We start from the raw sequence: 12276 nt of genomic DNA, 5'->3' as shown, positions 1-12276 counted from the left end.
ATCCGAGCGGTCATTCGCCCTGCTGCCACACCACTTCGGGATAGTCCGGTCGCGGCCGATCGTGCCCGAGCAGGTGCCGTTCGAGCCATCCGACGACCACCCCGCGGCTCACCACCGCCGCGCGCGCGGCGTTCATCGTGCCGCACAATCTCGGTCCGGCACCGAACGCGCACAGATCGGTGGCGGAATAGTGCGCCGCCGATCCGATCGCGGCCCGCGCGAAATGGGGGTCGTGGAACCGGGTCCACGACGGATGGGGCGGGGTATCGCCGGCCGCGAGCAGCAGTACCGGCCGGTCCAGCGCGGGCGCGTCGGCGACCCGGTTCCAGCCGGCCGAGCCGTCGAGCACCACCGCGGCCCGGACCCGCGGATCCGCGGCGGCCGTCTGCACCGCGGTCAGACCGCCGTAGGAATGTCCGAGCATCGCGATCCGGTCGAGGTCGATGAGTGGTCCGACGACGGGCAGCGTCGTCAGCCGGTCGAGCGTGAGCCGGCTGTCGTCGAGCCGGACAGCCAGCCGCGCGCGCATGTACCGGTAGTCGTCGGGGCGCACCGCGCCGCCGAAAACGATTCGCCCGCTGGGGAATTCCACGGCCGGAACCTCGCCGGTGTGATCCATCGCGACCACAGCGTAGCCGCGCGATGCGATCTCCTCGGCGAGTCCGGACAGGATCCAGCGCGGTGTGCCGAGCCCCGGGGAGACGACGACGACCGGAAGGCGGCCCAGCGTGCGGTCGACGGGCGCGGCTTGGGCGGCGGCGACGGTGGCTCCGACCATCGCGATCGCGGCCGCGGGCGTGTGCAGCCAGAACGCGGACGCGATCGCGATACTCGAGGCGGCGATCGGATCACCCGCCGGAACATAGGTGGCCGGGATGCCGGGGCGCGACGCCGGATACCAGACCGACGCCATGATCGTGCGTGAGCCGTCGGCGGCGGTGAGCGTGGTGTCGACACGGCCGACCGGATGGGCGCCGGCGGGACCGGTGACGGGGGAGGGGAGCCAGCCGACGGCCGGGCATCCCGATCCGCTGGAGCACAGCAGATCGTCGGCGTGAACCCAGCCGGTACCGGTGCACAGCAGGGTGACTGCGGCCACCGAGACGGCGAACTGGCGAGCTGTCATCCGAGCACCTCGTTCTGCGGTCGAGACAGGTCACGAGATAGTTCGAGTCGAACGCACACAGACCGCGGGGCGGCCTTCCTCAGCTTGGCCGACCGAGCGTGTTTCGCCGAACACCGTTGATCAGCGCGTCGCGGCGAGATGTCCGGAGCGCCTCCTGCGCGGTGTCACCCCCCGGCTCACGGCCACGGCATCGTGGGCATCGTCATGATGGTCGGCTCGACGGTTCCCGACCAGCCGCACGGCAGCGCGCACGTGGCGATCACCGCATCGGTGACGGCGCCGTCGCTGAACGCGGTCGTGCGCAGAACGGCAGTCGCCGGATATCCGCAGGCCCGGCATTTGCCGAAATAGTTGAGGATCTCGCGCGAACGACCGGTGGTCACGTTGCGGAGTCCGGATGCGCCGTCCGGTCGTGTGCTGTCGCTGTACACGCTGTCCTCCGTCGAGTGGACATCGCCGCCGCGCCGGTTGTCCGAGGTCCTGTGTGGGTCCGCCGAGGAGAGGCGCGGTGTGCGTGTGTGCCCGGCTATCGAACGGCGGGGTGGGTCACCGGCGGATTCGGTGCCGGGCCCGGCGATCCCCCTGCGGTACCGCCGGGCCCGGCAACGGTCGTGTCGAGACCTCGCGGTGTGGATGCGAGCGCGGTGGGTGGCATGTCCGCGCGCGCCTGCCCTGCGCGGCGGGGCCACTCCTCGCATCCGAAGGCCGATGACGGTCGTCGACACGTCGCCATCTTAGGCCTTCAGTCATCATTCGGTCGAGGAATTGCCCATAACTTGTGTGAGGTGCACTCGTGCGGCTCGTGTTGTGGTTCATCACTATGAGCACGGGACATTCAGAATTCGGCCGGTGTCGGAGTTCTACTTCACAAAACGTGAATTATGAGTAACATACGGGGCTGCGGGCGATCGGTGGATCGCCGGCGCCGTGATCAACAGGCAAGGGTGCCTGCGTCCGGTACGTGCGGGATCGGCGTGCGTGGATGCGCGGCTGATGGGTGAAAGGACTTGTGCCGCAGTGTTGAAGCGACTGGATCGGCTACTGAGCTACGAGATGAAGGTGTCCGAATTTCTGGGCACCCTGATCATCCTCGCCGTGCCCTACGGGACCGTCGGGGTGATCTGGACCCTGACGCATACTTCGCATCTGAACCGGATGCACGGCATCGACGTGATCATCTCGTTTCTGGGGTCGATCGTGTGCTGGCCGGTGCTCACCTTCTCCGACGTCTGCATGACCTAGTCATGATGGCGCTGGTATGGCTCATCGACGTCTTGGTGATCGGAGTCAAGATTCTCGGTGGGCGAATCGAGGTCAATCCGGTTCTCCGATATGGATTGTGGTTCGCGGTGCTGTGTGCGGTGGGGGCCGGTGTCGCGCTGGCCGGGGCGCTGCTGCTGTCGCTGCAGCATTATCTGGAAAATCTCCCCTGATTCCCGCGCTTCACCCTCGGTAGTAAGAATTTCCGACAACTTACCGAGTCGGCGCGGATACCGACCGTCCCGAGCCGCGCCTGGGAATCTTAGACGCACGAGAAGATCTCGCCGACGAGTGGCCGGGTGGAGGCTTCGCGGGCGAATCAGCTCATTTCGCAGATATAAGAACCAACAGTAACTTACTATCGTGTGTCGCACCCCCGGCCCGCCACGTCGCACGCTCGACGCCCGGTGGCGCGATTCGGCCGCCCGCCCGGCGGAGTGAGAAAGGAACGACCGCTGTGACGTCGACCCGAGCTTCCGAGCAGCCGCCGGGACCGCCCTGGCGCGCGACCGAGGAGGGTGAGCTCGCGCGCCTCGTCGATGCGGCGGGTGGCCTCTGGCGCCGGCATCCGCAGCGGTCGCTGGAAACTCTCGGCCGGCAGGTGGCCCTGGGGCGTGAGGCGTTGATCCAGCTGTTCGCGGCGATCTTCACCCGGAGATTTCCGTTCCAGGAGTTCATCAAGCAGTGCGCCTTCATGGCCAATGTGTCCGCGGCGCCCACCGTCTTCGTGGCCATCCCGATCGCGGTCGTGGTCTCCATCGAGGTCGGCGCGCTGGTGAACCAGGTCGGCGCTACGACGTTCATCGGTTCGGTTGCCGCACTGGGCATCATCCGCCAGGGCGCGCCGCTGGTCTCCGCGCTGATGATCGCCGGTGCGGTGGGATCGGCGATCTGCGCCGATCTCGGTTCCCGGACCATCCGGGAGGAAATCGACGCCATGATGGTGATGGGTGTCGATCCGGTGCGGCGGCTGGTGGCGCCGCGCCTGGCAGCGGCGGTGCTGGTGAGCGTATTGCTGTGCGGCTTCATCGTTTTCGTCGGCTTCGCGACCGCGTACATGTTCAACGTGTACGCGCAAGCCGGTACCCCGGGTTCCTTCATCGGATCCTTCGCCTCGTTCGCGGTAGCCGGTGATCTGGTGATCGCGTTGATGAAGGCCGCGATCTTCGGAGTGCTGACCGCGATCATCGCCTGCGATGTCGGCCTGCACACCAGCGGTGGTCCGGCGGGCGTGGCCAATTCGGTCAACTCCGCCGTGGTCAGCTCCGCACTGATGCTCTTCGCGACCAACATCATCCTGACCCAGCTGGCGAATACGCTGCTTCCCACGAAGGTCGTGTGAGATGGCGAGCACCTACACTCCGCCCGCGGCCCGGCCGCTGCGCGCCGCCGGCCATGCCGCCCTGATCCCCGTGCACGCCAATCAGCGGCTCGGGCATCAGACGATCACCTTCTTCCGAGCGCTGGCCGCCGTTCCGTTCGTGCTGAAGCACTACCGGAAGGAGGTCGCCCGGCTGGTGGCCGATGTGAGCTGGGGCAACGGCTCGCTGATCGTGGGCGGCGGCACCATCGGCGTGGTGTTCATCCTCTGTTCCTTCGGCGGCATCATCGTCGGGATGGAGTCGTTCACGGCGCTGAACCTGCTCACCATGAGCCCGCTGACCGGCGCCATCGCCGGCTTCGCGACCACTCGCGAACTGGCGCCCATCCTGGCGACGCTGGCCTTCGCGATCCAATCGGGCTGCCGTTTCACCGCACAGCTGGGCTCGATGCGGATCTCCGAGGAGATCGATGCCCTGGAATCGTGTGCCATCCGCCCACTGCCGTACTTGGTCAGCACCCGGATGATCGCGGCGACGGTGACGATCGTCCCGCTCTACAGTGTCGGCCTCGCCGCCGCGTATCTGACCACGAAACTGACGGTGCTTTTTCTCGGCGGCACCACGTCGGGCACCTACGACCACTACTTCTTCCAGTTCCTGATCGGCTCCGACGTCTTCTACTCACTGCTGAAGGTGGTGCTCTTCACGCTGCTGGCGACGTTCATTCAGTGCTATTACGGCTACGTCGCCAGCGGCGGACCCGAAGGCGTCGGGGTGGCGGCGGGGCGGGCGATCAAGATGGTGATCGTCGTGATGGTGTTCGCCAATCTCTTTCTCACACTGGCCATTTGGGGTATCGACCCCGGATTCCGGATCTCAGGATAGGTGTCGTTCGTGATTCTCGATCCCAGTGGCCGCGGCGCGACCGGACGTCAGCTCACGCTGGCCGGCCTCGCGATGCTGCTCGTGGTGGCCGCGCTGCTGTATCTGCTGGCCTTGCGCTACACCGGCCGTTTCACCGAGAAGGTTCCCATCGCGGCCGTCCTCACGAGTACCGGCGACGGCCTGCCCACACACGCCGACGTGAAGTTCCGCGGCTTGGTCGTGGGCGCGGTCGATTCGGTCGACGTGGTGGCCAAGGGTGAACAGCAGCGTGCCCGGATCGCGCTGAAACCGCGTATCGCGGAGACCATTCCGGCCAATGTCACCGCTCGCGTCATCCCGAACAACCTGTTCGGCGTGACCGCCATCGAGTTGGTCGACAACGGGCCCGATACCGCGACGTTGCACTCCGGCTCGACGATCGCCGAGGACGCCGGTGCGGCGACGATTCAACTGCAGACCACGTTGAATGTGCTGCGCAATGTGCTGAGCAATATCGCGCCGGAGAAGCTGGGCCGGGTGCTGGCGACGCTGTCGGCAGCGTTGGAACCCTCTGCCCGAGTGCCGGGCTCGACCGTGGAGCGCCTCGACAACTGGCTCACCCAGGTGCACGAGATCCCCGACATCGGTGATCTGCTGGGCAATCTGGGCCGCGCCGCGACCGCGCTGAGCCGGTCCGCGCCGGAATTGGTGGGGGTGCTGTCGGATTCGGTCACGACCGCCCGCACCCTGACCGAGCGCCGCTCGAATCTTGTTGCGCTGCTCACGAATGCGGGCGGCGCCGTCGACTCCGTGAACGGCCTGTTCGCGCGCAATCCCGATTCGGGCAAATTCCTCGTGACCGGTCTGGACGATCTGTTCGGCGGCCTGGCCAGGGATCCCGACGCGATCCCGTTCACCGCCGCCAATCTCAATACCGCGCTGCAGCGGTTGAAGACGACCTTCCATTGGGGGCCGAAGCAGCAGATGGTGTGGGCCATGGACGCCTCTCTCACCCCTTTTCAGCAGTACACGGCCGCGGATTGCCCGCACTACGGTGAGGAGTACGGTCCGCGCTGCGGCGGGGCGACGGTGCCGAACGAGGCTCCGCCCCAGGTGTATCCGCCGCCGCAGCTGCCGGGGTGGCTGCCCGCCGCGGGGCCCCGCCCTACCCCCATGCCCGTGGCGCCGGCGCAGCAGCCGCTGATTCCCGGTCTGCCCGCCCTTCCCGGACTTCCGGCCCTGCCGGGCCTGCCGGGCCTGCCCCGGATTCCCGGCATCACGGCGCCGGCCGACGGTGCGGCGCCGGCCGGTCCGGCCGCCGTCCACCCGGCGGCGCTGCGCGGTCCCGCCGCGGTGGCAGCGGTCGTGGGCGGCGTCCCGAATCTGGCGCAACTGCTACTGCTGGGTCCGGTGCTCGCGGGTGGCTATCTGACGGTTCGGTCCACGCCGGAAGGTGTTGTGGCACAATGAAATCGACGAAAGCGCTGATCGGATTCGGCTTCTTCGCCGTCGTCGCGATCGCGCTGACCTCCACGATCTACGGGACGCTGCAACGCTCGGTCCCCGGATCCGCCGATCGATATTCGGCGGTGTTCTCCGATGTGCTCGGACTGCGGGTCGGTGACGACGTGCGCATGGCCGGGGTCCGGGTCGGCCGCGTCGACAAGATCGACTTCGCCGACGAGTACAAGGCCGGAGTCGAGTTCAGCATTCGCAGCAATCAGCATCTGACAACGACCACCAAGGCAATGGTGCGGTACCAGAATCTGATCGGCCAGCGGTATATCGCGCTGGCCCCGGGGCCGGAGCCGGGACGGCCGCTGCCGGCCGGCGGGCGGATCCCACTCGAGCACACCGAGCCGTCGTTCGATGTCTCGGCATTGCTGTCCGGCTTCGAGCCGCTGTTCTCGGTCCTGCAGCCGGATCAGGTGAATTCGTTGTCCGAGACGCTCGTTCAAGCGCTGCAGGGCAACCAGGTCTCGCTGAGCACCCTGATCACCCAGGCCGCACAGCTGGCCGGAACCTTCGGGCAGCGAGACAAGATTCTCGGCGATGTGGTGTCGAATCTGAGCAGTGTGATGTCCGGCCTGGCCCATCGCAGCAATGAGCTGGAGACCCTGATCACCCAGACCCGATCGCTGATGGACGGTCTCTACGCACAGGGCGAGGCACTGAAGTCGTCGGTAGATCGGGTGGCCACCTCGACCGACTCGCTGGTCGGTTTGGTCGCCCAGGTCAAACCGGGCATCGCGGCGGCGCAGAGCAAGGCGACCACCGGTGTGGCGCTGCTGCTGCTCAACGGCGCGGCGCTGGACCGGGCGGCAGTGCAGTTGCCGAACGTGCTCAACCGGGTCGCCCAGTTCTCCGGTAACGGCGCGTACGGCAACGCGTACTTCTGTGGCCTCGATGTGTCGCTGTGGGGGGTACTGCTGCCCCCGGGCCTGTTCTCCCAGATCGGTGGTAACGCGCATTCGGAGGTGTGCCGATGAGGGCGAGAATTCCCCGGCCGCGGGTCCCGAAGATGTTCGGATTCCTGCGCAACCGGTACCTGCGCCTGGGCCTGATCGCCTCGGCGACCGTGCTCGTTCTGCTCCTCGGATCCAGTGCCCTCACCCAGGCGCGGCTGGGGGACAAGACGATTCACGCCGAATTCGCCCAGGCCGCCGGGTTGCGCCCCGGTGCGACCGTGGACGTCTCCGGGATCGAGGTCGGTGCGGTGCGGTCCGTGCGGCTCGACGGCGCCAAGGTGGTCGTGGATCTGAAGGTGCGCCGCGACCTGCGGCTGGGGCCCGACGCCCGTGCCGCGGTCAAGATGTCGACCATCCTGGGCCGGCTGCACATCGACCTGGTCCCGGGTAATGGGAAGGGTCTGCCGGACAACCGGATCCGGCTCGACCACACCAGCGTTCCCTACAACCTGAGCAAGGTGATCCAGGACCCGCAGTACAAGGCGTCGTTCGAAAGGATCGAGCGGATCGACCCGCGGAAGTTGCGGCAGGCGCTGGACACGATGGATCAGCAGATGGGTGATTCGCCGCAGCTGGCGGTGCAGGCGCTCGACAGCATCGGTTCGCTGGCCAAGGTCGTCAACGATCGTCGCGACGAAGTCGACGCCTTGCTGAAAGGGATGGACCAGGTCTCGCAGCTGGTAGCCGACAACCAGAACAGTGTCCTGATGTTGCTCACCCGCGGTGAGGCCATCGGCCAGGCCGTGCAGCGGCGTCAGCAACTGCTGAAGAATCTGCTCGACAACGTCGCCGCGCTGTCGAAGTTGTTGCAGGACATGGGGTTGGAGAACAACAACCAGTTCGGCCCGATGATCCGGGATCTGAACACCATGTCGGAGGGACTGGAGAAGAACAAGACCAACCTCGACCGGCTGTACGAGATCATGCCGGTCACCTTGCGACAGTTCAACAACGTCCTCGGCAACGGCCCCTACGGCGATGTGTACGTGCCGTGGGGTCTGTTCCCGGACAACTGGATCTGCTTCGCGCAGGTCGTACAGGGGTGTAAGTGATGAAACTGCGCGCACTGGCCGTGGCCTGCCTGGTCGCCGCCGCGGGCTCGGGGTGCTCGGTATTGCCGGGCTCGCTCGGCAGCGCCGCGAATCAGGTGCTCGGCGACAATATGCGCATCAGCGCCGATTTCGACAATGTGGCCGGACTCTATGCCGGAAACGAGGTCGATGTGCTGGGTGTCCCGGTCGGCACGGTCGAATCGGTGGCGGCCAAGGGCACCTATGTCCAGGTGGTCATGAAGGTCGACAAGGCGGTGAAGCTTCCCGCGAATGCCATGGCCGCCCTGGTGAATCCGCAGCTGATCACCAATCGCCACATCGAATTGGCGCCCGCCTACGACGGTTCCGGACCCACCATGGCCGACGGTGCCCATATTCCGCTGCCGCGCACCAGGACTCCGGTGGAGTTGGACCGGATCATGGAGACCTTCGACCAGATCGGAGCGACGCTGAAGGGCGACAGCGAAAACGGACCGATGGCCAGCCGGGTGCTGTTCCCGTTGCTCGACGGCAATGGCGACAAACTGCGGGAGACCCTGGACGCGTTGTCGGGGGCGTTCGAGACCACCTTCGCCAACAAGGACCAGATCTCCAACACCATCGTCGAACTCAACGACGTCACCCAGGTCATCGCTCAGAACGACCGCACCGTACGGGATTTCAGCGGGCGCATCACCGAGCTGATCACGTTGCTCGCCGATCAGGCGCCCGGTTTGCAGGCCGTACTCACCCAGCTCGACGATTTCGTCGCCAACACCGCGACGGTGGTGGGGCAGAACAAGGATCAGCTCGCCGGCGCGCTGACCCGTTTCGTCGCGATCAGTAACCAGATGCGCGCCAACGCTCGCAATCTCACCGAGATCGTCGACGTGGCACCGCTGATGTTCCAGAACCTGGCCAATGCCACCAGCTACGAACATCAGGCGTTGCGTCTGCACGGCCTGCTCGACAAATCCGTACTGGACGGAGAGGCATTGTCCACCTTCTGTGAGCGGGTGATGATGCGCCTGGACGGCTGCCGGACCGGCAGGATCGCCGATCTGGGGCCCGATTTCGGACTCACCGCCGCACTTCTGGGGATCAGCGGAAAATGACACAGTCCCATCGCAGAACAGCGCGCCGCGGTACCGCTCTCGCGGCCGTCGCGACCGTCACCGTGTTCGGTGTCGGCGGTTGCGGGATGACGCTGGAGAATGTCCCGATGCCCAAGCCGGGCATCGGAGGCCCCGGCTATACCGTGCACGCGGCATTCACCGATGTGCTCAATCTGCCCGACCACGCGCACGTGCGGATCGGCGGTACGGATATCGGCACCGTGACCGGGATCGAGACCACCGATTTCCTCGCCGATGTGCGGATGCAGATCCGGTCCGACATCACGCTGCCGCGCGGGACCACCGCGGAATTGCGCCAGGCGACGCCCCTGGGCGACATGTCGGTGGCGATGACACTGCCGTCCGCGCGGGAGGCGGGGCCACCACTGCGGGAGGGTGACACCATCGGCGTCGACCACACCGGCACCGCCGCCTCGGTGGAGCAGTTGATGATGTCGGTGGCCATGCTGGTCAACGGCGGCGGCATCAATCAGGCCGCGCAGATCACGACCCAGATGAATTCCATGTTCGCCGGGCGGGGGCCGCAATTGGCGCATCTGCTCGACGAGATGACGAGTGTGATCACCGCGCTCGATCAGCGCACCGGCGATATCGACGCCACCCTGCAGGGACTGAACACCCTGACCGGTGAATTGGCCCGGCGCAAAACGGAACTCGGTGCGGCGGCGGACACCTTCCCGGCGCTGCTGGGACTGGTCAACGAGAACAATCAGCGCATCGTGGATCTGACCACCAAGGTCTCGACCACCATGGCCGCGCTGGGCGACTTCACCGATACGACCGGCCCGCAGTTCCTGAGCCTGTTCGACAGCATCCAGAAACTCATGTCGGGATTCACCGAGATGGGCGGCAACCTCACCGAAGCGCTCAACGGGCTCAACGACATCTATCCGCCGCTGATGGCCAGCCTGCGTGGATCCGGCTTGGCCGTGATGCCGGTGGTGTCGTATCTGAGTATCGGCGCCCTGAGCGATCCACACGGCTCCCGGCTGCCCGAAATCGGTGATGTACCCGCCTTCATCGGCAGCCTGACACAGGTTTTCGAGAAGGTGTTCGGCCGGCTCGTCAGCCCGCCACGCCCGGTGCCGGGTGCGGCACCGCCGACCGTGGAGCAGCCCGGGTCTCCGGGTACGCCGACCGAACCCGCGCAGCAGGGCGGTGATCGATGAATACTCCCTTGTGGAATTGGGTGGTGCGCCGTCGGGTCGCCCTGGCCAACCTCAGCCTGATCGTCGTGCTGGTGATCGGCTCGGGCTATCTGGCTCGTTATGTGTTGCGGTTCAATCCGATTCCGCACACCTTCTCCGTCACCGTGCAGCTGGCCACCTCGGGCGGAATCCTGCCGGGTAACGACGTGACCTTCCGCGGGACCCGGGTGGGCCAGGTCGCCGACGTGCGCGTGTCCGGCGACGGCATCGACGCGATCGCCGAAATCGAGGACACCGCGCGGATTCCGGTCGGCGGTACGGTTCATATCGGCCGGCTGTCCGCGGCCGGCGAGCAATATCTCGACTTCCGCCCCGACGCCGACACCGGGCCCTACCTGTCCGACGGGGCCGTCGTCGAACGGGCGCGCACGAGTGTGCCGATTCCGGTCCAGAATCTGCTGACCGATCTGAGTGGCTTCGTCGGCGGGATGAATCCGGACCGGTTGACGGCGATCATCGACGAACTGGACAAGGCGCTGGCCGGTGGCCCGGACCGTTTGCGCAATATGGTCTCCGGGATCAGCCGGGCGATGGCGGGGCTGAACGATCTGCTGCCGCAGACGCGGCAGCTGATCGAGAACCTTCAGGTGATCGGGGAGACCACCTCGCATGCGCAACCCGACCTCGGCACCCTGACGACGGCCGGCAGCGCCCTGTTCCAGCAGGCCACCGCGGCCGATGCCGAGATCCGCAGATTCCTGGATCAGGGGCCCGGGCAGCTGGCGACGCTCGGTGCGGTGGTCGCGCGGAATCAGGATCCGCTGACCGATCTGGTCACTAATTTCGTCGCCATCACCAAGGCCGCGAAACTGCGTCAGCCGGCGATCGAGGCGCTGTTTCCCGCGCTGCGCCAGGGTATTCAGGCCCTCGGCGTACCCGCCCACGACGGCGCCTATCACACGCTGGCCGACTTCTGGCCACGCCCCACCTGTGACTACGACACGATCCCGGTCTCGCCTACCACGATCATGACCGACACCCGGGTGCGTCTCTACAACTACTGCCTGACCGCCGATCCGGCACTGCAGGTTCGTGGTTCGGCCAACGCGCCGCGTCCGAATGCCCCGGACAACGGGTCCGGCCCGCCGCCGGGGGTCTCCGGCAACGAACTGTCACGGCCCGTTCCGTCCGGCCCGATACCCGACAACTAGGAGGCGAAAACACATGAGCGATAAGGAAATCGACGATTCCGTGGATGGCGTCGCGGAGACCGGAGCGGGTGCGGAGGACGTCGCGCCGACCGAGCCCGATCCGGCGGCGACCTCCGGTGGCGAGTCGGAGGCGTCCTCCGAAAGCCCTGATGCGCCGAAGGTTTCGCTGATCGCGCGGTGGCGGCCGGCCTTCGGCGGACGTGGGAGCACCATCGCGCTGCGCGCGGCCGCGGCGGTGGTCCTCGGCGCCGCGGTCGGCACCAGCATCTTCTTCTATTTGCAGGACAAGGGCCACCGGGATGTCCTGGCCGCGCAGGAGCAGGCCCGCCAGGCCGCCTGCGCCTACGGGCCGGTGGTGTCCACCTATGATTCCGAACATCTCGACCGGTACGTGCGCGATGTGCTGGCGGGTGCCAGCGGAGACTGGAAGAAGCAGTTCGAATCGAACAGCAAGGACCTCAGCGATGTGCTCGCCAAGGGCGAGGTGGTCGCGAAGTCGACGGATGTGCAGTGCGCGATCCGCTCCGGGGACGAGAATTCGGCGGAGGCGATCGTCGTGATCGGCCAGACGATCACGAGTCTGGGCACCCAGGGCAAACCGGAGCCTGGGCAATTGTCGACGGTGATGCGGCTGCAGAAGCAGGGCGACCGCTGGCTGGTCGACAAGATCAGTACCCCGCTCGCGCCGCTGCCGCCGCGGTCGTAGCAAC

The 12276-nt window shown here is 66.6% G+C and carries 13 protein-coding genes; 11 read left to right on the top strand and 2 right to left on the bottom strand.

The annotated features are described in order from the left end of the window. Nucleotides 1-10: 10 nt before the first annotated feature. Nucleotides 11-1126 (bottom strand): alpha/beta hydrolase family protein, encoded by a 1116-nt coding sequence (locus LKD76_RS23470; protein WP_227983569.1) that lies wholly within the window; start codon nt 1124-1126, stop codon nt 11-13. A gap of 176 nt (nt 1127-1302) precedes the next feature. Beyond that, a complete protein-coding gene (locus LKD76_RS23465) occupies nt 1303-1557 on the bottom strand; it encodes a hypothetical protein (RefSeq protein WP_227983568.1) in 255 nt (84 codons plus the stop codon). Nucleotides 1558-2143: 586 nt separating this feature from the next. Between LKD76_RS23465 and LKD76_RS23460 the strand changes: the two genes are divergently transcribed. The 11 genes from LKD76_RS23460 to LKD76_RS23410 all read left to right on the top strand — a co-directional run bounded on the left by LKD76_RS23460 (nt 2144) and on the right by LKD76_RS23410 (nt 12272). Then, a complete protein-coding gene (locus LKD76_RS23460) occupies nt 2144-2368 on the top strand; it encodes a hypothetical protein (protein ID WP_227983567.1) in 225 nt (74 codons plus the stop codon). Nucleotides 2369-2370: 2 nt separating this feature from the next. Further along, on the top strand, nt 2371-2559 hold the full coding sequence (locus tag LKD76_RS23455; RefSeq protein WP_227983566.1) for a hypothetical protein: 189 nt from the start codon (nt 2371-2373) through the stop codon (nt 2557-2559). A gap of 407 nt (nt 2560-2966) precedes the next feature. Beyond that, the gene (locus LKD76_RS23450) at nt 2967-3728 is read left to right on the top strand and encodes an MlaE family ABC transporter permease (protein ID WP_227985372.1); all 762 of its coding nucleotides are present in this window, start codon (nt 2967-2969) and stop codon (nt 3726-3728) included. Between the two features lies 1 nt (nt 3729). Then, the gene (locus LKD76_RS23445) at nt 3730-4593 is read left to right on the top strand and encodes an ABC transporter permease (protein ID WP_227983565.1); all 864 of its coding nucleotides are present in this window, start codon (nt 3730-3732) and stop codon (nt 4591-4593) included. 9 nt (nt 4594-4602) lie between these two features. Then, nucleotides 4603-6042, top strand: a complete 1440-nt coding sequence (locus LKD76_RS23440) for an MCE family protein (protein ID WP_227983564.1) — start codon at nt 4603-4605, stop codon at nt 6040-6042. Beyond that, complete coding sequence (locus LKD76_RS23435) at nt 6039-7061, top strand: MlaD family protein (protein WP_227983563.1); 1023 nt, start codon at nt 6039-6041, stop codon at nt 7059-7061. The genes LKD76_RS23440 and LKD76_RS23435 overlap by 4 nt, the downstream gene beginning before the upstream one ends. After that, nucleotides 7058-8092, top strand: a complete 1035-nt coding sequence (locus LKD76_RS23430; protein ID WP_227983562.1) for an MCE family protein — start codon at nt 7058-7060, stop codon at nt 8090-8092. Before LKD76_RS23435 ends, LKD76_RS23430 begins: the two co-directional genes overlap by 4 nt. Further along, complete coding sequence (locus tag LKD76_RS23425; RefSeq protein ID WP_227983561.1) at nt 8092-9186, top strand: MCE family protein; 1095 nt, start codon at nt 8092-8094, stop codon at nt 9184-9186. Before LKD76_RS23430 ends, LKD76_RS23425 begins: the two co-directional genes overlap by 1 nt. Continuing rightward, nucleotides 9183-10376, top strand: a complete 1194-nt coding sequence (locus LKD76_RS23420; RefSeq protein ID WP_227983560.1) for an MCE family protein — start codon at nt 9183-9185, stop codon at nt 10374-10376. Before LKD76_RS23425 ends, LKD76_RS23420 begins: the two co-directional genes overlap by 4 nt. Next, complete coding sequence (locus LKD76_RS23415) at nt 10373-11566, top strand: MCE family protein (protein ID WP_227983559.1); 1194 nt, start codon at nt 10373-10375, stop codon at nt 11564-11566. The genes LKD76_RS23420 and LKD76_RS23415 overlap by 4 nt, the downstream gene beginning before the upstream one ends. Before the next feature lie 13 nt (nt 11567-11579). Beyond that, nucleotides 11580-12272: an Rv1363c family protein gene (locus LKD76_RS23410; RefSeq protein WP_227983558.1), complete on the top strand. Its 693-nt coding sequence runs from the start codon at nt 11580-11582 to the stop codon at nt 12270-12272. Nucleotides 12273-12276: the final 4 nt, after the last annotated feature.

The sequence above is a fragment of the Nocardia spumae genome (genome assembly GCF_020733635.1).
Lineage (GTDB): Bacteria > Actinomycetota > Actinomycetes > Mycobacteriales > Mycobacteriaceae > Nocardia > Nocardia spumae.
The sequence above is the reverse complement of the archived record's forward strand: the minus strand, read 5'-3'. Positions and strand labels throughout refer to the sequence as shown.